The sequence below is a fragment of the Streptomyces sp. SirexAA-E genome, assembly GCF_000177195.2.
Taxonomy (GTDB): domain Bacteria; phylum Actinomycetota; class Actinomycetes; order Streptomycetales; family Streptomycetaceae; genus Streptomyces; species Streptomyces flavovirens.
Genome location: NC_015953.1, coordinates 3,884,940 through 3,907,990, shown reverse-complemented (window position 1 = coordinate 3,907,990; position 23,051 = coordinate 3,884,940). Strand labels below are relative to the sequence as shown.

Here is a 23,051-nt window from a genome sequence, read left to right as displayed (position 1 = left end):
CTTCACAATGAAGCTCTCCCCGCTGTACAAATGATTACCGGGGAAAGCACGATTGCCCCCGGAACAGTCGACATCAGTCGATCCGTCTCCGCCCAGCCGCCGGAAGGCCGGCATCAGCGCATGTCAGACGCGATGGTGCCGAAGGAAAGGACCGATATCCGTGGCTCAGCGCGTCGTGGTCACACTCTCCGACGACATCGACGGAGGAGAAGCAGCGGAAACGGTCGCCTTCGCCCTGGACGGGAAGTCGTACGAGATCGACCTCAACCCCGCCAATGCAAAGAAACTCCGCAACGCCCTGGCTCCGTACATGGCGGCCGGCCGAAAGCAGACAAATAGCGGCAAGCACGGCAGGGCCCCGGTGGCGTACCACCACACGTCCGTCGCCCCCGACCCCGCGGCCGTGCGCGCCTGGGCGCGCTCGCACCGGATGGAGGTGCCGGCCCGCGGCCGGATCCCCAAGAAGGTCTACGAGGCGTTCCAGGCCGCCAGTTGAGTACCGCGACCGGAATGTTCCGTTCCGGTCCGGCCCGGGAGCGCCCCCTCCGGGGCGCCTCGGGGAGCCGACTTGCACAACACCCCCGCAGGTCGGCTAGAGTCTGGAGCACGCCGAAGGGCAAGGCCGAAAAGCCGGGCCCCAAGCAGCGTGCGGGTGTAGTTCAGTAGTAGAACATCCCCCTTCCAGGGGGAAGGCGCAGTGTGCAATTCCTGTCACCCGCTCTGCATCGCCTTACCGGATCCCCTCGTGGATCAGGTAGAGTGGTGGACGCTCCACCGGTGAAAGCCGAGTGGCAGCAATGCGGACGTAGCTCAGTTGGTAGAGCGCAACCTTGCCAAGGTTGAGGTCGCCAGTTCGAACCTGGTCGTCCGCTCTTGTTTCAAAGGCCCCGGTCGTTAATCGACCGGGGCCTTTGTCGTACCCGCCCACGCATGACGTTTGTCATGAGCAGTGATGACAGCGCGCACTGCGCGCGGCCGCGATCCGGCGGAAGCCTTGAGTCATGACCAGCGACGACTTTCCCCACTCCGGCGCCGCCATCGTGGCGGACGCGGTCCGGCGGCGTTATGCGGGCGGCTTCGAGGCGGTGGCCGGTATCTCCTTCTCCGTGCCACGCGGTGAACTCTTCGCCCTGCTCGGCACGAACGGCGCGGGCAAGACCTCCACGGTCGAACTCCTGGAAGGACTGGCCCGCCCTGACGGCGGGAGGGTCCGGGTGCTCGGCCACGATCCGTACCGCGAGCGCGCCGCGGTCCGCCCCCGGGTCGGCGTGATGCTCCAGGAGGGCGGCTTCCCGTCCGACCTGACGGTCACCGAGACCCTGCGCATGTGGGCGGGCTGCACCAGCGGGGCGAGGCCGCCCGCGGAGGTCCTGGACCTGGTGGGCCTCGGCGCCCGGGCCCAGGTCCGGGTCAAGCAGCTCTCCGGTGGTGAGCGCCGCCGCCTCGACCTGGCCCTGGCCCTGCTGGGCCGTCCCGAGATCCTCTTCCTGGACGAGCCGACGACCGGCCTCGACGCCGAGGGGCGGCGCGAGACCTGGCGGCTGGTGCGGGAGTTGCGCGAGGCCGGTACGACGGTCCTGCTGACCACGCACTACCTGGAGGAGGCCGAGGCGCTCGCCGACCGGTTGGCGATCATGCACCAGGGGCGGATCGTCACCTCGGGCACGATCGCCGACGTGACGGCCGAGCGTCCCGCCCGTATCCGCTTCGAACTGCCGGCGGGCGTGCCGGCGGCACGGCTCCCGCTGACGCTGCGGGCGGCCGCGGACGGCCGGCGCGTCGACATCCGTACGCACACGCTCCAGGAGTCGCTCCACACGCTGCTCTCCTGGGCCCGGGAGTCGGGCGTGGATCTCATCGGGCTCGACGCCCGTTCCGCCTCGCTGGAGGAGGCGTTCCTCGACATCGCGAAGACGCACATGGAGACGGAGAAGGTGGCGGCATGACGGGAACCACGACGGCGGGCCGGCTGAACGCACTCGGCCGGGCCGAGATGACACTCCTCGCACGCAACAGGACCACGGTCTTCATGGTCCTGCTGATGCCGGTGCTGCTGATCTTCGTCATGAAGTCCACGCTCCAGGAGGTCGGCCTCGAGGATTCCGGGCTGACCGTCGCCGGTGCGTCCCTCAGCGGCGGTATCGGCATGGTGCTGCTCCAGGTCGTCTACATGAACCTCGTCGCGGCCTATGTGGCCCGGCGCGAGGAGCTCGTCCTGAAGCGGCTGCGCACCGGAGAGGTCTCCGACCGCGAGATCCTCGTCGGGACGGCACTCCCGGCGGTGCTCCTGGCCCTCGTGCAGTGCGCGCTGATCGTCGCCGTCGGCACCCTCGCCTTCGACCTCTCGGCCCCGCGGCGGCCCGAACTGCTGGTGCTGGGGCTGCTGCTCGGCGGTGTCCTGCTGACCGCGCTGGCCGCGGTCACCTCCGCGCTGACGCGCACGGTGCAGACCGCCCAGCTCACCACGCTGCCGCTGTTCCTCGTCTCGCTGCTGGGCTCCGGGCTCTTCGTACCGCTGGACCTGCTTCCGGATCTCGCCGCCTCGCTCTGCGAACTGCTGCCGGTGACCGGTGTGATGACGCTCGTCCGGGCCGGCTGGCTGGGGGGCGTGCCGGGTCACGACGTGCTCGGGGCCACGCTCACGGCGCTGGCCTGGACGGTGCTCGCGGTGTTTGCTGGGCAGCGGTGGTTCCGGTGGGATCCGCGACGCTGAGCTCCACGGGGACGAAGGGAACACGACGGTGTGGGTAGGCACGCAGGTGGGCAAGTGGAAGCGGCGTGACGGCTTCGGCAAGATCGACCTCTACACGCGCGGCAGCCTGCACTCCCTGATCTGGGCGATGATCCTGTGCGAGGGGATGCTGTCGGTCACCCGTCCCGTACGGCACTCGGACGCGCCCGCCACGCTGATCGGGGCCACGGTCCTGGCCGCGGTCGCCCAGGGCGTCTGTGCGGCACCGCTGGTCAGCCGGGCCCTCGACGCCTACCTCGGGCGACGGCCGATCGACCGGCGGCTGCTGGTGCCGGCGGCCGCCCTGATGATCCTGAACACCACCGGTCTGCTGGCACTCGGCGGTTACGCCGGCACCGGGGGCTTCCCCGAACTCCAGCTGGCCCTGGGCGCGTCCGTGCTGCCCTTCCTGACGTCCTTCGTCCTCGTCGTGCCGGTGTGGCTGTCCGGGGTCTGCTTCGCCGCCCTCGCGGGCGCCGTGAGCGGCGGCACCCTGCTGGCCGGGGCGAGCGGCACCTTCGCCCTCGGCACCTTCCTCGGTGTCGGGTTCGGCAGCACGCTGATCGCCACGACCTCGCGGCTGTCCGCCTGGACACTCGGCGTGATGCTGAAGCTCCGCGAGGCACAGGACGTGGAGACCCGGCTGGCCGTCGCCGAGGAACGGCTGCGCTTCGGCCGGGACATGCACGACGTCCTGGGCCGCAACCTCGCGGTGATCGCGCTGAAGAGCGAGCTGGCGGTGGAACTGGCCCAGCGCGGGAAGGCGGCGGCCGTGGACCAGATGACCGAGGTGCAGCGCATCGCCCGCGCCTCGCAGCAGGAGGTCCGCGACGTGGTCCGCGGCTACCGCGAGGTCGACCTGCGTACGGAGATCGCGGGCGCCCAGGGGGTGTTGGAGGCGGCCGGTATCGGCTGCGCGGTCGAGGACGGCGATCCGCACCCCGGAGAACACCTGCCCGCCCCCGTCCGCTCGGCGCTCGGCTGGGTCGTCCGGGAGGCGGCCACCAACGTCCTGCGCCACGGCGACCCCCGGCGGTGCTCCATCCGGCTCCGGGCGGACGGGGACACCGTACGGCTGGTCGTGGAGAACGACGGGGTGCCGCCGGACACGGCCGTCCCCCCGGGCCACGGCTCGGGCCTGGCCGGGCTCCGGGAGCGGCTGGGCGCGCTGGACGGCCTGCTGGAGGCGGGGCCGACGGGTGACGGCGGCTTCCGCCTGACCGCGACCGTGCCGCTGCCCTCGCCCCGGCGGGACGCGGCGTCCCTGGTGGAGGAGAGACGATGACATCCGCACCGCCGCCCCGGCCCGTCCGGGTGCTGCTGGCCGACGACGAGCACCTGATCCGGGGCGCGCTGGCCGCGCTCCTCGCGCTGGAGGACGACATCGTCCTGGTCGCCGAGGCGGCCACCGGCCCCGAGGCGCTCGCGATGGCCCTGGCCCACCGGCCCGACGTGGCGGTCCTCGACCTGGAGATGCCGGGCGCGGACGGTGTGAACGTCGCCACATCGCTGCGTACGCGACTGCCCGACTGCAGGACCATGATCGTGACGAGCCACGGGCGGCCGGGTCATCTGAAGCGGGCCCTCGCGGCGGGGGTGCGGGCCTTCGTGCCGAAGACGGTCAGCGCCCGGCGCCTGGCCGAGATCATCCGGACCGTGCACGCCGGAAACCGGTACGTGGACCCGGAGTTGGCCGCCGACGCGATCTCCGCCGGGGACTCCCCGCTGACCGCCCGGGAGGCCGAGGTGCTGGAGCTGGCGGCGGACGGCGCACCTGTCGCGGAGATCGCCGCCCGGGCCTCGCTGTCCCAGGGGACGGTCCGCAACTACCTGTCGTCGGCGGCATCCAAACTCGGTGCCGAGAACCGTCATGCGGCCGTGCGTCTCGCCCGCGAGCGAGGTTGGGTATAGTAGTCAGCGCGCCACGGCGCATGCGGACGTAGCTCAGTTGGTAGAGCGCAACCTTGCCAAGGTTGAGGTCGCCAGTTCGAACCTGGTCGTCCGCTCCGTACAAGAAGGCCCCGGTCCTGAGGACCGGGGCCTTCTTCGTCATCGCTGCGGGGCGTCCGCCCAGTTGAGGCCGGTGAGGTGCTCGTAGGCGTCCAGGTACTTGGCCCGGGTCGCGTCCACGATCTCCTGCGGCAGCGCCGGCGGCGGCTGCTCGCCGTGCCGGTCCCAGCCGGACTCCGGCGCGGTCAGCCAGTCGCGCACGAACTGCTTGTCGTACGAGGGCTGGGCCTTGCCGGGCTCCCAGCTCGCCGCCGGCCAGAAGCGCGAGGAGTCCGGGGTCAGCACCTCGTCGGCGATGACCAGTTCCTCACCGCCGTCCTCGGTGGGCGCGAAGCCGAACTCGAACTTGGTGTCGGCGAGGATGATGCCGCGCTCGCGGGCGATGTCACGGGCGCGGCCGTAGACGGCCAGCGTGGTCTGGCGCAGCTCCGCCGCCGTCTCGGCGCCGACCTCGCGGGCGACCTCCTCGTAGCTCACGTTCTCGTCGTGGTCGCCCACGGCGGCCTTGGTGGCCGGGGTGAAGATCGCACCCGGCAGCTCGGAGCCGTCGACCAGGCCTTCGGGCAGCCCCATCCCGCAGACCGTCTGCGTGGCCTTGTACTCGGCCAGCCCGGAACCGGTCAGATAGCCGCGCGCCACACACTCGACGGGCACCATCCGCAGCGACCGGCAGATCATCGTCCGGCCCGCCCAGTCGGCGGGCGCCCCGGCCGGCAGCTCGGTGGAGATGACGTGGTTGGGGACAAGATCGGCGAGCTGCTCGAACCACCACAGCGACAGCTGGGTGAGCACCCGCCCCTTGTCCGGGATCTCGGTGGGCAGCACCCAGTCGTACGCGGAGATACGGTCGCTGGCGACCATCACGAGGTCACCCGCCTCGTTCCGGTACAGGTCGCGCACCTTGCCGGTGTGCAGATGGGTGAGCCCCGGCACCTGCACGGGCTCGGGCTTTTCTACGAAACCGGACACGCTGCCTCCGCGTAGGTTGATCCAGGAGTCGTTCCGATTGTCCCGCATGGACCCGGAGCGCGCCGCCAGGGGGTGTCCGGCGGACCGGGGCCGCCCGCGCGGTCAGTCGCGCTTGCAGATCCGGTCGAGCAGATTGGCCGTGGCCCGCTGGATACGGGGATCGACGTGGCCGGGGCGGTCCAGCGCCGGGGACCAGGCGAAGGTGCCCGACGCGAAGACGAGCGCCCCCGAGGGAGCCCGGTACAGCGAGGTCTCCTGGTGCCGGGTGGCCCCCTCGCTGTCCTGGTACGGGGAGTGGGCCAGCAGCATGCGGTTCTGGTGCTCGGGCAGGGTCGTGCGCGGGAAGTACCGGTCGGCCTCCCCCGCGACCAGCCCGTCGATCTCGTCACCCTCGCCCGCCCCGGTCGCCTCCCACAGCCAGTGCCCGGCGTTCCGTACGACCAAGGGGTGCGGGTCGGGGACCCGGCCCGCGTACTGGATGCCGAGCAGCTGCTGTTCGGGGCGGTCGATCTCGCGCCAGAGCGCGGGCTTGCCCGGCCCTCGGCGCTTGCGGCAGGTGAGGAGCCGGTCCGGCACCCCGGATGCGGACGGGGAGAGGCCGACCTGCCAGTACATGGTGTTGGCCGACAGGAAGACGAGTGAGGTACCGGTGTCCCGGGCGAGCTCCGCGGTCCGGCGCATCGGCACCGACCAGTACTCGTCGTGGCCGGGGAAGACCAGGCCGCGGTACCGGCCGGGGTCGACGCGGCCGGCGTGCAGATCGCGGGCGTCGGCGTACGCGAGGTCGTATCCGTACCGCTCGGCCCAGCGGATGAAGTCGTAGGCGTGGCCCACGTGCAGGGGCAGTCCGGCGCCCGCGTAGGGGCGGTCGAAGGAGATGGTGGCGGCCGCGTCCTCCTCGCCCAGCAGCCGGCCCTGCTCGTCCCAGGCGTGGTAGAGGCTGGCGCCGGTGCGGCCGTCCTCCGGGTAGAGGTTGTAGGCCTGCCAGGTGATGTCGGGCAGCAGGAGCAGCAGGTCCGCCGGGTGGTCGTCGCGGACCGTGAACGGGACGTGCGAGCGGTGCCCGTCGGCGGTGGTGAGCACCGCGACGTACGCCCCGACCGACCAGTAGCTGGGGATCTGCAGCCGCCAGGAGAGCCACCAGTGGTGGCAGGAGACCGTCCGCTCGGCGGTGAGCGGGGCGGGCTGGACGATGCCGGGGAGCCGCGGGCTCGTGGTGATCTTGGATGCGCCGTCGCCCGCGTAGTGGCCGATGCGGTAGACGTCCACGGAGAACTGCTGGGGCGGGTCCACCGTGATGTGGAAGTCGATGGCCTCGCCGGGGGCGGCCGCGCCCGGTGACGCGAACCCCTTGATCTGCTGGTGCACGTCGTCGGCGGTACGGGTACCGCCGCCGCTCCCGCCACGGCCGAGGTCGGGGTCGGCGTACCAGGGGACGACCTGGCCGGTGTCGTCGAAGTAGTTCTCGCTGCCGCGCAGCCAGGGCAGCGGACCCTGCCCGAAGGGGTCGCTCACGGCATGCGCCAGCGCCCCCGATTCCCACCGCCGGATGTGCTCAGCCCCCATGCCGCTCCCCTCCCTCGTCCCCCGACCACTTCGTCGCACCGGATACCGGCGACGACTCCAGCACATCACATCACGCATGCACTCCGTCACCGTTCGTCGCGAATTGACGCGTGCGAAGCCGATTCTTCCGAGTATTGGGGGCGTATGTATGACATCTCACGGCTTATGTGAACGCACGCCCGTGCAGAAGAGGGTCATGCCGACTCGACACCGTCGGACGGAGCACCGTTCAGGGCCTGGCGCATGACCTCCGGCCGGGCAGCGGACACGGTCCGCCGCAGGCGATTGCCGAGGCGCCGCCCCGTCCTCGCCGCGGGAGCTGCCAGGGCGTTCCTGGAACGCGGGCAGCGTGCGTGGCCGCACGGGCGGAGGTGGTCCCCGACAGGCTCTCAGGCTCTCAGACGAGGCGTACCGGCCTGTCGGACCGTACGCCGACGGCGGAGAGCCAGGACCGCAGCGGCTCCGCGTCACCGTCCTCGACCAGGCTGAGCACCGGGCCCCCCACGTCGGACCTGCGGCTGCCGTCGACCAGCAGCGCGGGCCCGTCGAGCCAGTCCAGCCCCGGGGCGGCACCGGCGGTGTCCACGGCCGCGCAGCAGACCATGGCCACCACGTGGTCGGCGAGCAGCTCCGTGCCCGTACGGGGCGGCTGGAGCGGGAAGAGCGGCAGCGGCACCTGGCCCCAGAGTTCGAGGGGGTCGGCGGCGGCCGTGCCGCCCTTGGCGCCGGAGGTGTCCGAGGGGCTGCCCTGGGAGCCTGGCCGGGCGTCGGCGGCCTCGTCGCGGGCGACGGCGGCGCCGAGCCCCACAGCGAGCTCCTCGGCGTTCCGTCCGGGCAGCGCGAGATGGTCGATGACGCGCGCCAGCGTGTGCCCGGCGGACCCGTCGGCCACCGGCGCGCCCGGGGCGCCGACGGAGACGCTGGCGGCCACGCCCAGGGCGTCGAGCACGCGGTGCAGGCGGGCGGCCTCGGTGCGCCACTTCCGGTCGACGACCTCGTGCGGGTACTGCTGCCAGTCGACGGGGGACCAGCCGGGGCCGTTCTCCGCGGGGCCGCCGTGGAACAGCCGGGCGGCCAGCAGCGAGGCCGCCTCGTCGGCCGCGCCCGGTTCCTCGATGAGGTCGCAGGCGGGGCGCTCCCCGAGGCGGGAGGTGAAACCCTCGGCCAGCCGGTCGCGGCGGGAGAGCTCCGTGAGAGCCGAGACGACACCGGCGTCCAGCCGGGAGGGCCAGCGGCCCATCCGCCAGGCCGGCAGCGCTACCCGGGTCAGCAGCCGGTCCCAGCCGGCGTACGCGAGACCGACCTGTTCCTGCGCGACGATCCGAAGCCCGTAGTCCACGTCCTGTGCGCGGACCGACGCGGCGGCGGCCACACAGCGTTCCATCTCGGCGGCGTGCGAACGGCAGCCGCGCAGCAGCAGTCCGGCGATCCGGCCTACGAAGAGGGCCGGGATCCTGCGGACCACGCCCTGGCCGGGCACGGTGGCGTCGGCGACCGCGGCGTCGAGCCCCCGCACGAAGCGCCGGGCGGCGGCTATGTCCGGATGCGCGGAGGGGCCCGTACCCGCGACGACCGGGGCGAGCACCGCGCGCAGCTCGGCGACCCGCATCCACCACAGGAACGGCGAGCCGATGACCAGCACGGGAGCATCCGCCTCCCGGCGCTTTCGGCGCAGGCCCGTCGCCTTCGGCCGGGCGGCGGGGTGTGTGCGGTCCTCCAGCCAGCTGTCGCAGTCCGGGGTCAGCGCCATGGCCGAGGGCGCGGGGACGTCGAGCCGGTCCGCGAGCTCGCGGACGAGCCGGTAGAGGTCGGGGGCCGCCTCCTCGGTGAGCGGCACGGTCGGACTGACCGCAGGCCTGGCACGGGCCACCGCCACGGCGACCGCGGCGGTGAGCAGCAGCACCACGACGGCGCAGCCCGTCACCGCCCAGCGCACCGCGTCCCAGGCCGCGCCGCCGATGTGCCCCTGGGCACCGGCGACCTGCAGCACGACGGCGGCCGCGGCGGGCAGGACGGCCAGGGCCACGGCTCTGCTGCGGACGCGCAGCAGGGCCAGGGCGCGGGCACGCGCGGATCGCGCACCCAGCTCTTCAACCGAACCTGTAGCGGACACGGCCGGACGTCACCCCCTCTGCCCCCGCGACGGTGTTGGTCACTCCCCCACTGTGGCACCGCCCACCGACATCGCAATGTCGGTGGGCCAAGTGCCGGAAAGCTTGCGCCGCACCCTAGTTGGGGCCTCGGCGGGCGTCATCCGGATGGGCGAGCCGTCACTCGATGGAATGGCTTTGGGCAAAGCTGCTGACGCACGGACGGAAGGCCCTCCGGCGATACGGACGCCGCTTCGTCCGATGCCGCACGGGCGCCCTGACCGGGGTCCCGGAGGGCTGCCCGGCGGCCGGGGGAGGTGCTGGGGCCGGGGGTCTGCTGGGTGGCTGGGGGCTGCCGGGTCCCGGGTGCCGGGTGGCCCCGGACACGTCCGTGCCCGGCGCCCTCGGGGGAGGGAGCCGGGCACGGATACGGAGTGACGGAGGCCGGGGTCCGGACCGTCCGGCCTGCGGGGAGGCTCAGGGACTCGGGCTCGGCCTCGGACTCGTCCTCGGACTTGGACTCGGACTCGTCCTCAGGCTTCTTCGGCGGCCCTGCGGGCGATGTCCGTGCGGTGCTGGGAGCCGTCGAGGCGGACCTTGCCCACAGCGGCGTAGGCGCGCTCACGGGCCTGGGAGAGGTCCTTGCCGGTGGCGGTGACGGAGAGGACGCGCCCTCCGGCACTGAGCACCGCGTCACCGTCCTTCCGGGTGCCCGCGTGCAGGACGAACGCGTGCGGGGCATCCTGTGCCGCCACCTCGTCGAGCCCTTCGATCGGGTCGCCCGTGCGCGGGGTGCCGGGGTAGTTGTGCGAGGCGATGACGACGGTGACGGCGGCGTCGTCGCTCCAGTTCAGCGGGGGCAGGGCGTCCAGGGTGCCGTTGGCGGCCCCGAGCAGGACCCCGGCGAGCGGCGTCTTCAGCCGGGCCAGGACCACCTGGGTCTCCGGGTCGCCGAAGCGGGCGTTGAACTCGATGACCCGCACACCGCGCGAGGTGATCGCGAGACCCGCGTACAACAGCCCGGAGAAGGGCGTGCCCCGGCGGCGGAGTTCGTCGACGGTCGGCTGGAGCACGGTCTGCATGACCTCGTCCACCAGCTTCGGGTCCGCCCACGGAAGCGGCGAGTACGCGCCCATGCCACCGGTGTTGGGGCCTTCGTCGCCGTCCAGGGCGCGCTTGAAGTCCTGGGCGGGCTGCAGGGGCACCACGGTGGTGCCGTCGGTGATCGCGAAGAGGCTCACCTCGGGGCCGTCGAGGAACTCCTCGATGACGACACGGTCGCAGGACAGCGCGTGGGCGCGGGCGGCCTCGACGTCGTCGGTGACGACGACGCCCTTGCCCGCCGCGAGCCCGTCGTCCTTGACGACGTACGGGGCACCGAAGGCGTCGAGCGCCACGTCGATCTCGGCGGGCGTCGTGCAGACGTAGCTCCGGGCGGTCGGCACGTTGGCACCGGCCATGACGTCCTTGGCGAACGCCTTGGAGCCCTCCAGCAGGGCAGCCTCGCGCGAGGGGCCGAAGCAGGGGATGCCGGCCGCGCGCACGGCGTCGGCGACACCGGCGACAAGCGGTGCCTCCGGACCGACGACCACCAGCTCGGCGCCCAGTTCGGCGGCGAGGCGGGCGACGGCATCGCCGTCGAGCGCGTCGACCGGGTGCAGTTCGGCCACCTCTGCGATACCGGCGTTGCCGGGGGCGCAATACAGATCGGTGACGTCGGGGTCGAGGGAGAGAGAGCGGCACAGGGCGTGTTCGCGGGCGCCGCCGCCGATGACGAGGACCTTCACGGGGTGCAGCCTAGCCGCCGGGGCCGGACCGCCTTGACGGCCTCCGCTCCGTGGACAGGGCCCCGGCACACCCGGCGCCTCCACCCCGACGGGGACCGCACCCCCACCCGTCGGGTCCGCGCCTCCACCCCGACGGGGACCGCACCCCCACCCGTCGGGTCCGCGCCTCCACCCCGACGGGGACCGCACCCCCACCCGTCGGGTCCGCGCCCCTAACCCGACGGGGACCGCAACCCTCACCCGACGGGGACCGCACCCCTCACCCGACGGGGTCCGCGCCCCTCACCCGACGGGTTCCGTACGCACGTCACACACGTCGGCGGGGCCGCCGCGGACCCGTCTCACTGTTCACTGTTCGTTCGTGAACTCCTCGACCACGGTGGCTCCCAGCTCGCGGACGATCAGCTCGTGCCCGGACAGCGCGGAGTCGACCAGGTCCGGGTCGTCGGCCTCGGCGGTGTCGTCCTCGGGCGCGACCGAGCGCGGCGGCTCGGGGGCCGGGGCACGGTCGTACGCCGACGGATCCGGCCGCCCGGAGTGCTGGGGCGGGGACGGAGGCTGGGGGGCGGGCGCCGGAGCCTGCGGGGCGGGTGCGGGCCGCGACTCGTACGACGGGGCGGGCGCCGCGGACGGAGCCGGTGCGGAGGGCGCGGCCTGGTACCCGCCCGGGCCCGGGGGGCGGCCTCCTCCGCCGCCCGACGACGGGGGCGTACCGCCACCGCCCGACGGGTCGACGACGGCGTCGACCCGCCAGGTGGCGTTGAACTGCTCGGCGAGCGCCTGCTTCAGCACCTCTTCGCTGCCGCTGCTGGCGAAGGTGTCGCGGGCTCCGGCGTTGAGGAAGCCGAGCTGGAGCGTGCTGCCGTCGAAGCCGGTGACCTGGGCGTTCTGGCTGAGCAGGATCCAGGTGAACCGGCGGCGGTTCTTCACCGCCTCCAGGATGTCGGGCCACATGTTCCGCACCTGGGCCGCGCCTTGGGCCATGTCCTGCCCACCCGGAGCGGGGACGGACGCGGCGGGCCCGGGCGCCGGGGCGGCCGGGGCAGGCGTCTGCACGGGTGCCTGAGGAACAGGCGTCCGGCCGGGTGCGGCTGCGGTCGGCCAGCCGCCGGGGCGGCGTGCGGCGTCCGCCCCGCCGGCCCCGCCACCGGCGGGAGAGGCCGTCGGCCAGGCCCCGGGCCGGGCACCGCCGGGTGCCGCTCCGGATCCGGCGGCTGGAGCCTGCTGGGGCTGAGGAGGCTGAGCCTGAGAGGCATGTGGCTGCGGGGCCTGGGGCTGCGGGGCCGCCGGCACGGCGGTCGGGGCCTCGGCGACGCCGGGTGCGGCGGCCTGTGGGGCCTCGGCCGGAACAGGGCCGGGGGGCAGCGCCTCGCCCCGCACCGCCGCACGCGCGGCTGCGGGCCCGCCGGCGGGCAGCCCGGCACCGGACGCGTGGGCCTCCGGCCCCGGCACGTATCCCAGAGCGGGCCCGGTACCGGCCGTCGCGAAGGACGCGCCGCGCTCCAGCCGGTCCAGCCGGGCCTGGAACGAACGCTCGTCGTCGAAGGCCGCGGGCAGCAGCACCCGGGCGCAGATCAGCTCCACCTGGAGCCGGGGCGAGGTCGCCCCGCGCATCTCCGTGAGCCCCTCGTTGACCAGGTCGGCGGCGCGGCTCAGCTCGGCGGCGCCGAAGACGGCTGCCTGCGCCTGCATCCGCTCGACCACGTCGGCTGGGGCGTCGATCAGCCCCTTGTCCCCGGCGTCCGGCACGGCGGCGAGGATCACCAGGTCGCGCAGCCGCTCCAGGAGGTCCGCCACGAAGCGCCGGGGATCGTTACCGCCCTCGACCACCCGGTCCACGACCTCGAAGGCCGCCGCCCCGTCGCCCGCCGCGAAGGCGTCCACGATCGAGTCCAGCAGGGACCCGTCGGTGTAGCCGAGGAGCGAGGTCGCCATGGCGTATGTCACACCGTCGTCGCCCGCGCCGGCCAGCAGCTGGTCCATCACGGACATGGAGTCACGGACGGATCCCGCACCGGCCCGCACGACGAGCGGCAGCACACCGTCCTCGACGGGGCTGTTCTCCTTGCCGCACACCTCGGCGAGGTAGCTCCGCAGCGTCCCCGGCGGGACCAGCCGGAAGGGGTAGTGGTGCGTACGCGACCGGATCGTGCCGATGACCTTCTCGGGCTCGGTGGTCGCGAAGATGAACTTCAGATGCTCCGGCGGCTCCTCGACCACCTTCAGCAGGGCGTTGAACCCTGCCGGGGTGACCATGTGCGCCTCGTCGATGATGTAGATCTTGTACCGGCTCGACGCGGGCCCGAAGAACGCCTTCTCCCGCAGGTCACGGGCGTCGTCCACACCACCGTGCGAGGCGGCGTCGATCTCGATCACATCGATCGAACCCGGGCCGTTGCGCGCCAGGTCCTGGCAGGACTGGCACTCCCCGCACGGCGTCGGGGTCGGCCCCTGCTCACAGTTCAGACAGCGCGCGAGGATGCGCGCGCTGGTCGTCTTTCCACACCCACGCGGCCCGCTGAACAGGTACGCGTGGTTGACCCGGTTGTTCCGCAGGGCCTGCTGCAACGGGTCAGTGACATGCTCCTGACCGATGACCTCGGCGAAGGACTCGGGGCGATAGCGGCGGTACAGCGCAAGGGACGACACATCTACGAGGTTATCGGGACGCACTGACAACCGGTCCCGCTCCCGGGCAGCACCCCGGCGGGACGGCCGACTGCATCGGAGGGCCGACGGGCCCCCCGGGCACGCAAGGGCCCCCCACGCACCCGCCAGAGCCAACCTACCCTTGCTGCCTTCCGGCCCTGGGGGAGTTCAGTCAGATAGCGCCACGTGAGGGGCTGACGCCCACCTTAGCCGATCCGAACCCCCCTCCGTCCACCCGCCCATCCGTCCCACCCCCCTCCGGGCCCCTCCCGGAACGATCTCCGGGGAACGTGTTCGCGAGCACCCTCAAACGTCTTGTATTGTTTGCGGCGGAGGATTCGCCTAGTGGCCTAGGGCGCACGCTTGGAAAGCGTGTTGGGGGCAACCCCTCACGAGTTCGAATCTCGTATCCTCCGCCATTGCTCTCACCGGGCAATACGTTGAAGGGCCCCACCGCTTGCGGTGGGGCCCTTCGACGTTGGTGGTTGCAGTTTTGGTTGCAGTTCCCGGCTATCGCCCGTTGAGGACGGACCGGCACACGTTGCAGTACATGGCGGCGTTGCGCCCGTAGCGTCGCATCATCTGGCCGCAGCCGGCGCACAGCCCGAGCTCCCACGGCGGACACCCCAGAGCGGCGGAGGCGGCGGCGCGTTCCACGGTGGTGATCCGCATCGGGTCGCGGGACCGCTGGACCGGCATGCGGGGAAGCGTAAAGCCGCCGGTCGGCTGGTCGAGGTCACGGATGGGCCGGCCGTCGCTGACGAACCAGCCCTCCTCCCCCGCTCGGCAGGCGCGGTCGATTTCCTGCTCGGCAAAGGTGATCGTGTCGTCCTCCTCTTCAACCGGGGCTGCGGGAAGAGGCGTCTTTTCGCCGATGAGCTCCTGCCACAGCCCGCAGTCGTCGGCCGAGACCCACATATGCCGACCGGCACGGCCGCTTCCTCGGTTGGGCACGTAGACCGGGACGCTCTCACCTGTGGCGCTCTGCAGGACCAAGTCCTCGATGAAGACCGGCTTCTTCTCCGGGAGGCACAGCGCGGGCACGAACCAGTCCGCGTGAATCGCGCCACAATGGCCGGCGCCCTCGCTGATGAGGCAGTGGCGCTCGCTGCTCGCTACGCACTTCCAGACTTCGAGGTGCCGGTACCCACCGCGGATCACCATCTCCTTGCCGTCGGCGATGTCCTTCCACGGCATGTCGTCGACCCGCGCCCACGGAGCGCGGTCGATCAGGGAGGCCGTCCGGTCCTTCGCTACCCAGAGGGGAGTGATGCCGTGCTCCACGGCGTTGACCGAGCGCCGGTGCACGCTGCTGGGACTGAGGTGGTGGTACTGGATCTCCCAGCCGATCCGCGTGCCGCCGAGTCCGACGACTACGGCGTCCGAAATGCTGCGCCGGTTGCCGATGGGAACCTCAGCCTCGGCGTCCAGGCCATACCGCCCGGCGGTCTCGACGATCCGCTCCTTGGTGGCCTTGTGCTGTGCGCTCTCCGCCGGCGTCGCCTTGTGCGTGATCGGCAGGTGCGAGGCGACGAGCGGCCGTCGGCCACCCACGCGCCCTCGACGGATGAACATCCAGGGCGATTTACCGCCCGACTCCGACTGGCACTCCCGCTTGTCGTGGTGCGCCAGGCACTCGAGCAACTGCGGATCGCGTTCGGCGACGCGGGCGGTGATCTCTTGGAGCAGATCGGGACGGTCCGGGTGACCGAGGTCGGGCAGGGACAGATTGATCTCTATGCCATATCCGGTGTGCCACACCCCATTAGCCATTCCTCCACCATAGGAACGACCACTGACACTCAACAGGGCGCATATGGGCTCGAAGTCTGGTAGCCGGCCCCGAAGTTCGCGGGGCCGGCCGTAAGGAGTCGGCCGGAGATCAGCGGCCGACCATGCTGGTGATCAGCGGCGCCACTTGTCCCAGAGCCACGCGATCGCCGTGACCGTCACGGATCCGAGCACCTGCTGGGCCTCGCTGCCGATGCCGGTGGTGTATCCCGCCGCGTAACCGACGGCGACGGCCGCGACGAACATCTCGAACCTGGGCGGCCGCTCGCTTCCGACCACCGGGACACGCATACTGGACATGGTTCTTCTCCTCGTTCAGATGGGTTGGACCATCCGCCGGACCCCGGAGATCTGTGGAAGGTGACACGGGATCCGGCGGAAGTATGTGGGTCAGCGCTCAACGCTGCGTTCATCAGGTGCAAGCGATTCGTCGTGCAGCTCGGAGCTGACGAGTTCACCAAGCCTCGCGGCCATTTCTCGACGCCGCGCCTCGGGCAGGCTTCGGTAAGCGCGCCATGCGAGTTCCACTGGGGAACTAGGTCGCCGACCCATGGCGATCCAGGCCAGGATGATCGACTTCTCATCCCGGGAGAGTTCCTGCAGCCGCTCCCAAACCGCCTCGGGGTCCGTCGCTTGCCGGATAGTCGTCAGGGCTCGAGTCTCGAAGTAGTGCTCAGGATCGGCCGTACGCGGCGGGGCCAGCGCGCGCGACTGCTCTCGAAGCTCCGCACGCACCCCCGGTTCCCAGATCAGCGCCCCCGCCCGAACAAACCGCATCTCATGCGGCGCCAGGCTCACGTCGTCACGACTGGTCGCGATCACCCAGTCGTGGTTACGAAGCTCCCGCACTCGGCGGTCGATCTGCGCGGCAGCAGGAAACGCCGTCCTCAGTTGATCCTTACTGAAGACGTTCCCTTCCCCCACCTGGGTCGCAAGCCACAAGGCGACTCGGACCTTGGTCGGCATCTTCTCGTTGGCCCAGTCGGGCAGCTGGGCATCTGTCGCCAAGCCGCACACCTCCTTCAGTCGCAGCATGGCAAGTAAACCACATCCGGCGCGGTTCGGCGCAGTTCGGCGCGGAACGGCGCGACTCGGCGATGCTGGCCAATGGGAGCACGGCGCAGGGGGCCCCGACCGGCTCGGTCGGGGCCCCCTGTCGCTTGTCCAGCTCGGCTGCACAATCCGCGCAGCTACCACTCGTCGGTGTCGCCGTACCTCCCCGGATGACGAGCACGGTCCACAGCCTGTGCGCACGCTTCGGCGAAGGCCGCCTCCACGGCGTCCTTGTCCGTGCCTCGCACCTGGGCCTCGACCTCTTGGCCCGCGCCGGGCCGTCGGGCCGTGCGCCAAGCCGAGGCGCGGTCGGTGTAGCGGTCGGTCTCGAAGTCCCAGGCCGGCACCGACCACTGTTCGGGAAGTCCGGTCGCCATGCGGTCGCCGCCGGGGAGGAACAAGGCCCGGGCGTGAAAGACCACGGACCGCTCCGGTACGCGGTCGCGGATGGCGCTCGCACCGCCGGGGCCTTGGTGTTCCCAGCGCCAGCGGTCCCATTCCTCGACCTCGGCGGTGTGGTCGGGCCAGTCCTCGCTCCATCGTGCGACGACTTCATCGGCGTACTCGCGGTGGAGGAAGGGAACTCGCCGCTCGCCAAGGCGGGCGACGTGCACCACCAGCTCAGCGGGGACGGGGCTCTGGCCAGCCTCCGGAGCCGCGCTTCCCGCCGTCTCGTCCGTGCCCCACAGAAGGCCGCCGACCTTGGCGGCGGTGTCCTTGAGGACGCGGCTGGTCAAGTGCTGGTAGCGGCGGCGCATCCGGGCGGACTTGCCGGGCTCCCAGCCCATGATGGCGTCGACGACCGCGTCGGGGACGCCGAGGATGAGCAGGACGGTCGCCGCGGTGTGGCGGGCGTCGTGGAGGCGGGCGTCGCGGACGCCAGCGGCCTTCAACAGCTCCTTCCACTTGTGGAAGTCCGTGTTCGGGTTCAAGGGCTCGCCGGTGGGCGAGGTGAACACGTACCCCTTCTCCGTCCACAGGTCCCGGGCCCGGGCCCGCTCGCGGGCCTGCTCCTCCTTGTGCTGGCGCAGGAGTTGCAGGAGTTCGTCCGGGGCTCCGATGGGCCGCTGGCCGGCGCGGGACTTGGCGTTCTTCGTCTCACGTCGGGTGTTGATCTTCTGGGGACAAAAGCCAGGCTTACGTCCGCAGCGTTCGCCGCAGCCGTGCTTGTAGCGGGGCCGCAACCGGCCGCGCCGTACGCGGATGACGCCGAGGTCGAAGTCGACGTCACCCCACTGCATGCCGAGGACCTCCCCTTGACGCAGGCCGAGGGCGAGCGCAATGACCCAGCGGGCGGTGTTGCGGTGCTTGGCGGCCTCGGCGAGAAGGTGCTGGACCTCCTCGACCGAGTACGGCTCGACCTCCTCCTCTTCCAGGCGCGGGGCCTTGGCGATCGTGGCGGGATTGACCGCGAGGTGGGCGCGGCGGACCGCCTCGTTGAGGGCGGTGCGCAGGGTGCGGTGGACTTGGTGGGCGGTCCCGGCGCTGCTGCCGCTGTCCTGCATCTTCTTGTAGAAGCGCTCCAGGTGCTCGGGTTGCAGCTTCTCCAGGCGGTGGGCACCGAGGCCGGGGATGAGGTGATGGTTCACCGCGACGCGGTAGCCGTCGATGGTGTTCTCCGAGACGTGCGCGGCGGCGATGTTTTCCACCCAATGCGTCAGCCAGGTCTCCAGCGTCCAGCTCTGGCCGGCCCTGCGGACCGTCCCCTTGTCGCGCTGACGCTCCAGCTCGCGGACGACCCTGGTGACCTCAGGGCGAGTCTTACGGCTGACATGGCGCCGATCCGGCTTGCCGTCGTCCTTGACGCCCACGGTGACGTAGCCGTGCCAACGACCGTCCTTGCCGTGGAAGATCGAGGAGCCGCCGTTGGGCTGGCGGGACTTCGATTCGGAGGCGCGAGTCACGCGGCGGCCCCGAAGTCGGTCGCCGACAGGCGGCGGGACAAGAACTCGTTCACTGCTTCAGCTGGGATGCGGCGCAAGCTCCCGATCTTGACGGAGGCGATCTCGCCGGAGGAGACGTACTCGTAGAGCTTGGTGCGGCCGATGCCGATTCGACGGGCGGCCTCGGAGACGGTCAGGGCGACCAAGGTCGTGTCGCCGACGGATCGGCGTTCGACCATCAAGGTGCGCAGGGCGTCTTCGGGTACGTCCAGAAGCTGGGCTATCTGGGAAATGGGCAGCGTGGGCTGCGGCATGGGGATACTCCTCCCGCCAGCCTCGCGGCGTCGCGGGAGCGGCAACTCCCGTCGGCCTGGCCGGTGGTGTCGTTCAGGGATGGATGGTTGATCGTCGGCGACGGAGGTCGCCACGTGTGGTGTTCTCGGCGTTCGAAACGCCGTGGAAGGGGCAGTGGCCGGCTATTCGCTGGCGGGGGGCTGCCCCTGCATTCGCAGGTGGGCCCGGGACGGGTGCATGCTTCTCATCAACGCTCGCTCTTCGAGCCGGAGGAGCTCGTCGACCTGCCCTCTCCGCTCGGGTCCCTTGTCCCCGTAGGCATCGAGTTCCCTCTGGATCTCGCCCAGGTGCATCTGGTTCCGGTCGATCGCCGCTCGCAGCTGGTGGTACTCCCGGGTCATCTGGACGTACTCCTGCGCGAGCTGGCGGATACGGGGCGTGGCCAGCTCGTCCGGTGGTCCGGTCAGGTCCTGCATGGTGAGGTCGAAAACCTTGCAGAAGCCGAGCGCCTCGTCGAGGTTGACCCTGCGACGGGGCTTGCCGCTCTCGATGCGCCAGATCGCGGACTGGTTAATCGGATGGCCGACGGCGGCCATCTCCTCGGCGAGCTTCACCGTGCTCCAACCGCGGACCTCGCGTTCCAGCTTGACGCGTGCGGCGACGTGGTCTTCCGGCACCGGCCGACCTGGGCCGGCGCGCTCCGCGCCTTCCTCGCTGCTCACTCGCGCCTCCCTTCTCACGACGACAGATCCGACCGATCCAGCATCCGCAACTAAACATCGTTGCGGATTGAAATGCAAGGCATTGCGTTGCCGAAAATCTCGGCTATGGTCGTACTCCGCCGCACAACGACGGACGGAACCGCACATGCAAGCGGCCCCGGTGCTACGAACACCGGGGCCGAAGTAGAGGCTCCACCGCACAACCATCCATCCCTGAACGATCGAAACCGAAGGCCGGGGTTGCCGCCCCATATGGCCTTCCGGGTGAGGAGCTCCGTGAACCAGGGTACGACCCTGCCCTCCCAGACGCCATCCCGCTTCGACGAAGGCTCCACCCCGACGGAGCAGCCGTTCAACCTGGACGCCGAGTGCGCGGTCCTCGGTGCCTGCATGCACAAACCCGGCATCATCGCCGCGGTCAGGCCCATCCTCGGCGATGACGCCTTCTACCGGCCCGCGCACGAGACCATCTGGCGGGCGCTCCTCGCGCAGCATCGCGAGGACAAGCCGACCGACCCGATCGTCCTCACCGAGCTGCTCCAGCAGCAGGGCGACCTTCAGCGCGTGGGCGGCCCCGTCTACGTGTCCCAGCTAGCCGATGCCCCCTACGGCACCAGCAGCGCGGAGTATCACGCGGAGATCGTCCGCGCCAAGGCGGACCTGCGCCGCCTGGTGACCTCAGCCGTGCGCACTCTCCAGCGGGTCCGGGAGCCCGGCGCCGATCCCGAGGCGATCCGCAGCGAGATCGAGACGGAAGTACGCGCCGAACGCGAACGCGCACTCGCGTCGGGCCAGGGGCGGTTGTCCCGCTTCGCCACCGACGGATGGTCGTTCGTCAAAGAGAGCGGCGCGAACGCCGAGCCCTTGTGGGGCACGGGCGAGAAGACCGTCTGGGCCCCTGGCGAGAGCCTGATGATCGTCGGCGCTCCGGGCGTCGGCAAGACGACGCTGGCCCATCAGGTGATCTTCGCTCGCCTCGGCCTGACGGAGACCGTCCTGGAGATGCCCGTAGCCCCCAGCAGGCGCGTGCTCTACCTGGCGATGGATCGCCCCAAACAGATCGCCAAGGCCATGGCCCGCCGCGTCTTCCCCACCGACGAGAAGATCCTCCGCGAGCGGCTCGTGGTCTGGGAGGGCCCGCTGCCCACCACCCTCGACAAGGAACCCGACCTCCTCGCCGACCTCGCCGCCGCCCACCAGGCTGACACCATCGTGATCGACAGCCTCAAGGACGCGGTCAGCACGATGGTCGACGACAGCCTCGCGGTCGCCTTCCACAACGCCCGTATGCGCGCTCTGCGCAACGGGGTGGAGATCCTGGAACTGCACCACCAGCGCAAGGCGACCGCCGACGCACCACGCGGCCAGCGCCCCAGCCTGGACCAGGTCTACGGGTCCACCTGGTTCACCGCCGGCGCGGGCAGCGTCCTGTTCGTCACCGGCAGGGCAGGCGACCCTGCGGTGACTCTGCATCACCTCAAGACGCCCACCGGCGAAGTCGGCCCCCTGGATGTCACCCACGACCATGTACGTGGGACCACCACCGTCGACCCCACCAAGGACCCCGCCGTCCTGCTGCGGAACGCCCCGGGCGGGCTGACCGCACGCGAACTGGCCACCATCCTCGTCGGTGGCGATCCCGAGCGAGCCGATGTCGAGAAGGCGCGACGCCATCTCAGCCGCCTCGTCGACAGCAGCCTTGCCACCAAGACCGACGGCATCGCCGGAGGTGTCGGAGGCGGCCAGCAGGCCCGCTACTACGCCTCCGCTCGCCACCTCATCTCCGTGGGCTGATCCTCGCTCCGCCCCTGTAGGAGCGTTCACGCGACCGTGCACGCGACCCCCACAGTCGCAGACCGTCGTGAACCGCTCACAGCGCACACGCTCACAGAAGAACCGCAGGTCAAGCGATCACGCGAGCGTTCACGCCGCTCACACACTCGAGCGATCACGCGCGGGCCCCCCTTTAGAAGGGGGCCCGCGTGTACGCCCCCTCCGTGAACGCCGTGATCGTCTTCCCTGCCCTGTCACGGAGTAGCCCCGTACATGCGCCCCGCAATATCCGAAACGCTCGCCACCATCTCGCTCCCGAACGCCGACAGTCCGCTCCTCGCCGTGATCGTCTTGGCCGTCGCGGCGGGCTTGCTGCGTGCGGGCCTGAGGACCCGACGCAGCCGTCGTCCCGCCCGTGATCTGAAGCGGAAGCCTTCGGCAGCAGTCGTCACCGCTGCCGTGGCGGCACTCGTGTGCACCGCCTACAGCGCCGACACGAGCTGGCGGTTCGCCGCGCACCACCTCGGCATGCGTGACACCACCGAACGCGCCGTGATGTTCGCAGCCGCTGAACTCGCACTGTTCTCGATGGCGCTGATGGCCCGCCAGAATCTGCACGGGCCGAGGAGCTCGGCCGGGCTGCCCGGAGTCCTGGTTTGGGCCATAACCACAGTGCAAACCATCCCCGCGTACGCCGAGTCCGGACCGGTCGGGGGCACCGTACGTGCCTTCACCGGCCCCGTGATGGCCGCGGTGCTGTGGCACCTGGCCATGGGCATCGAGCTGCGCCAGCACACACCCGACTCCGCCTCCCGCGGGCTCGCAGCCGTCCTCATCCGGCAAGCCCGCGAGCGGCTGCTCGCCCGCCTCGGGATCGTCGAGCGGGACCAGGGCGCCGCCCAGATCGTCCATGAGCGGGCCACGCGCCGAGCCGTCGCACTGGCCGCCCGTCTCGCCGAGATGACGCCCGGGCAGCGCACCGGGCGGAAGGGCCGGCGCACCGTGCGTCGTCTGTCCAAGGCCCTCGCCCGCTCCGGTGTAGACGCCGACACGCTCCGCAACGAGCAACTGCTGCGCCAGCTCGCCACCCGCCGTCAGGCAGCCGATCTGGCCACCATCAACCTGCCCGGGCGGTGGACCCCGCCCTCCAGGCGGCCCGCAGCACAGCCCGACCGATCTCGGGCGGAGGCTGCTAATCGGGCGGAAGGCGACGGGCGGGCAGAGGACCGCGTCTGCCCGCGCCCAGCAGACCCGGGCGGCAAGGAACCCCAGCCGGGCGCCCGCCCGGAATTTGCACGCCCGGACCTCACCCGCTCCAGCCCGGAAACGACAGTCCGCCCGCCAGAAGCGTTTCCACCACCCACGGGCAGTGGCTCGCACACCGCACCGGCCAAGCGCCCCACGTCGAAGCCGAAGCGACCCGGCAGCAAGCCGCGCGCCACCGACGACGTCCTTCGCCACTATGCCCACCGGCTCCTTCACGAGCACGGCAGTCTGTCCCGCGACCTCTTGGAAGAGGTCGTGCGCGGCGACGGATACACCGTCGCCAGCGACACCGCCGGCCTCATCGTCCGCGCGGTCAAGGCCGAACTAAACGCCGCCCGCCAGAGCTGACGATCACCCCGGCCACTCGCCCCGACCCGAGACGGAAATCCCGTGCACGACCTCCACCACGAACCCGCCGCGCCCCAACAGCAGCCGACCCTCACCCCAGCAGAGGGGGGAGCAAGTTG

18 protein-coding genes, 4 tRNA genes and 1 other RNA gene are annotated in these 23,051 nt (G+C 71.4%); 11 read left to right on the top strand and 12 right to left on the bottom strand.

The window, feature by feature from the left end; genetic code table 11:
* Nucleotides 1–160: 160 nt before the first annotated feature.
* From SACTE_RS17400 to SACTE_RS17365, 8 genes are all read left to right on the top strand, one after another.
* Complete coding sequence (locus SACTE_RS17400) at nucleotides 161–496, top strand: Lsr2 family protein (RefSeq protein WP_014047336.1); 336 nt, start codon at nucleotides 161–163, stop codon at nucleotides 494–496.
* 152 nt (nucleotides 497–648) lie between these two features.
* Nucleotides 649–720 (top strand) — tRNA-Gly (locus tag SACTE_RS17395).
* A 79-nt stretch (nucleotides 721–799) separates the two neighbouring features.
* A tRNA-Gly gene (locus SACTE_RS17390) sits at nucleotides 800–872 on the top strand.
* Nucleotides 873–1,001: 129 nt separating this feature from the next.
* Entirely contained in the window at nucleotides 1,002–1,946 is a 945-nt protein-coding gene (locus tag SACTE_RS17385) for an ABC transporter ATP-binding protein (protein WP_014047335.1), read from the top strand.
* Nucleotides 1,943–2,713, top strand: coding sequence for an ABC transporter permease (locus tag SACTE_RS17380; RefSeq protein WP_014047334.1), 771 nt, complete (start codon nucleotides 1,943–1,945; stop codon nucleotides 2,711–2,713). Before SACTE_RS17385 ends, SACTE_RS17380 begins: the two co-directional genes overlap by 4 nt.
* Nucleotides 2,714–2,741: 28 nt before the next feature.
* Nucleotides 2,742–4,016, top strand: a complete 1,275-nt coding sequence (locus tag SACTE_RS17375; protein WP_014047333.1) for a histidine kinase — start codon at nucleotides 2,742–2,744, stop codon at nucleotides 4,014–4,016.
* On the top strand, nucleotides 4,013–4,642 hold the full coding sequence (locus SACTE_RS17370; RefSeq protein ID WP_014047332.1) for a response regulator transcription factor: 630 nt from the start codon (nucleotides 4,013–4,015) through the stop codon (nucleotides 4,640–4,642). The genes SACTE_RS17375 and SACTE_RS17370 overlap by 4 nt, the downstream gene beginning before the upstream one ends.
* A 22-nt stretch (nucleotides 4,643–4,664) precedes the next feature.
* Nucleotides 4,665–4,737: transfer RNA gene (locus SACTE_RS17365), tRNA-Gly, on the top strand.
* A gap of 43 nt (nucleotides 4,738–4,780) precedes the next feature.
* Here SACTE_RS17365 and SACTE_RS17360 read toward each other — a convergent pair.
* The 6 genes from SACTE_RS17360 to ffs all read right to left on the bottom strand — a co-directional run bounded on the left by SACTE_RS17360 (nucleotide 4,781) and on the right by ffs (nucleotide 14,001).
* Nucleotides 4,781–5,710 carry a phosphoribosylaminoimidazolesuccinocarboxamide synthase gene (locus tag SACTE_RS17360; protein WP_014047331.1) on the bottom strand — a complete coding sequence of 310 codons (930 nt, stop codon included), beginning with the start codon at nucleotides 5,708–5,710 and terminating at the stop codon, nucleotides 4,781–4,783.
* 102 nt (nucleotides 5,711–5,812) lie between these two features.
* On the bottom strand, nucleotides 5,813–7,276 hold the full coding sequence (locus SACTE_RS17355; protein WP_014047330.1) for a N,N-dimethylformamidase beta subunit family domain-containing protein: 1,464 nt from the start codon (nucleotides 7,274–7,276) through the stop codon (nucleotides 5,813–5,815).
* 397 nt (nucleotides 7,277–7,673) lie between these two features.
* Nucleotides 7,674–9,389, bottom strand: coding sequence for a hypothetical protein (locus tag SACTE_RS17350; protein ID WP_014047329.1), 1,716 nt, complete (start codon nucleotides 9,387–9,389; stop codon nucleotides 7,674–7,676).
* A 510-nt stretch (nucleotides 9,390–9,899) separates the two neighbouring features.
* On the bottom strand, nucleotides 9,900–11,153 hold the full coding sequence (gene purD / locus SACTE_RS17345; protein WP_014047328.1) for a phosphoribosylamine--glycine ligase: 1,254 nt from the start codon (nucleotides 11,151–11,153) through the stop codon (nucleotides 9,900–9,902).
* A gap of 348 nt (nucleotides 11,154–11,501) precedes the next feature.
* Entirely contained in the window at nucleotides 11,502–13,802 is a 2,301-nt protein-coding gene (locus SACTE_RS17340; RefSeq protein ID WP_019992437.1) for a DNA polymerase III subunit gamma and tau, read from the bottom strand.
* Between the two features lie 102 nt (nucleotides 13,803–13,904).
* Nucleotides 13,905–14,001: signal recognition particle sRNA small type (gene ffs, locus SACTE_RS32635), an RNA gene on the bottom strand.
* 132 nt (nucleotides 14,002–14,133) lie between these two features.
* Between ffs and SACTE_RS17335 the strand changes: the two genes are divergently transcribed.
* Nucleotides 14,134–14,221: transfer RNA gene (locus tag SACTE_RS17335), tRNA-Ser, on the top strand.
* Between the two features lie 91 nt (nucleotides 14,222–14,312).
* Here the strand turns inward: SACTE_RS17335 and SACTE_RS17330 are convergent.
* The 6 genes from SACTE_RS17330 to SACTE_RS17305 all read right to left on the bottom strand — a co-directional run bounded on the left by SACTE_RS17330 (nucleotide 14,313) and on the right by SACTE_RS17305 (nucleotide 19,500).
* Nucleotides 14,313–15,563 carry a hypothetical protein gene (locus tag SACTE_RS17330; RefSeq protein ID WP_019992438.1) on the bottom strand — a complete coding sequence of 417 codons (1,251 nt, stop codon included), beginning with the start codon at nucleotides 15,561–15,563 and terminating at the stop codon, nucleotides 14,313–14,315.
* A 144-nt stretch (nucleotides 15,564–15,707) separates the two neighbouring features.
* Complete coding sequence (locus tag SACTE_RS34290) at nucleotides 15,708–15,893, bottom strand: hypothetical protein (RefSeq protein ID WP_014047325.1); 186 nt, start codon at nucleotides 15,891–15,893, stop codon at nucleotides 15,708–15,710.
* A 90-nt stretch (nucleotides 15,894–15,983) separates the two neighbouring features.
* Nucleotides 15,984–16,628, bottom strand: coding sequence for a hypothetical protein (locus SACTE_RS17320; protein WP_014047324.1), 645 nt, complete (start codon nucleotides 16,626–16,628; stop codon nucleotides 15,984–15,986).
* Nucleotides 16,629–16,783: 155 nt separating this feature from the next.
* Nucleotides 16,784–18,550 (bottom strand): tyrosine-type recombinase/integrase, encoded by a 1,767-nt coding sequence (locus tag SACTE_RS17315; RefSeq protein ID WP_014047323.1) that lies wholly within the window; start codon nucleotides 18,548–18,550, stop codon nucleotides 16,784–16,786.
* Nucleotides 18,547–18,843, bottom strand: a complete 297-nt coding sequence (locus tag SACTE_RS17310) for a helix-turn-helix domain-containing protein (protein ID WP_014047322.1) — start codon at nucleotides 18,841–18,843, stop codon at nucleotides 18,547–18,549. Before SACTE_RS17310 ends, SACTE_RS17315 begins: the two co-directional genes overlap by 4 nt.
* Nucleotides 18,844–19,005: 162 nt before the next feature.
* Entirely contained in the window at nucleotides 19,006–19,500 is a 495-nt protein-coding gene (locus SACTE_RS17305; protein ID WP_019992440.1) for a helix-turn-helix transcriptional regulator, read from the bottom strand.
* A gap of 321 nt (nucleotides 19,501–19,821) precedes the next feature.
* Here SACTE_RS17305 and SACTE_RS17300 point away from each other — a divergent pair, with 321 nt between their 5' ends.
* A complete protein-coding gene (locus SACTE_RS17300; protein WP_014047320.1) occupies nucleotides 19,822–21,339 on the top strand; it encodes a DnaB-like helicase N-terminal domain-containing protein in 1,518 nt (505 codons plus the stop codon).
* 252 nt (nucleotides 21,340–21,591) lie between these two features.
* Nucleotides 21,592–22,932 carry a hypothetical protein gene (locus SACTE_RS17295; RefSeq protein WP_014047319.1) on the top strand — a complete coding sequence of 447 codons (1,341 nt, stop codon included), beginning with the start codon at nucleotides 21,592–21,594 and terminating at the stop codon, nucleotides 22,930–22,932.
* Nucleotides 22,933–23,051: the final 119 nt, after the last annotated feature.

Excerpts from the sequence above, each read along its gene's own strand:
- SACTE_RS34290 (WP_014047325.1), bottom strand. The coding sequence starts at position 15,893 with ATGTCCAGTATGCGTGTCCCGGTGGTCGGAAGCGAGCGGCCGCCCAGG.
- SACTE_RS17370 (WP_014047332.1), top strand. The coding sequence starts at position 4,013 with ATGACATCCGCACCGCCGCCCCGGCCCGTCCGGGTGCTGCTGGCCGAC.
- SACTE_RS17295 (WP_014047319.1), top strand. The coding sequence starts at position 21,592 with ATGCGCCCCGCAATATCCGAAACGCTCGCCACCATCTCGCTCCCGAAC.
- SACTE_RS17355 (WP_014047330.1), bottom strand. The coding sequence starts at position 7,276 with ATGGGGGCTGAGCACATCCGGCGGTGGGAATCGGGGGCGCTGGCGCAT.
- SACTE_RS17385 (WP_014047335.1), top strand. The coding sequence starts at position 1,002 with ATGACCAGCGACGACTTTCCCCACTCCGGCGCCGCCATCGTGGCGGAC.
- SACTE_RS17380 (WP_014047334.1), top strand. The coding sequence starts at position 1,943 with ATGACGGGAACCACGACGGCGGGCCGGCTGAACGCACTCGGCCGGGCC.
- SACTE_RS17310 (WP_014047322.1), bottom strand. The coding sequence starts at position 18,843 with ATGCCGCAGCCCACGCTGCCCATTTCCCAGATAGCCCAGCTTCTGGAC.
- SACTE_RS17320 (WP_014047324.1), bottom strand. The coding sequence starts at position 16,628 with ATGCTGCGACTGAAGGAGGTGTGCGGCTTGGCGACAGATGCCCAGCTG.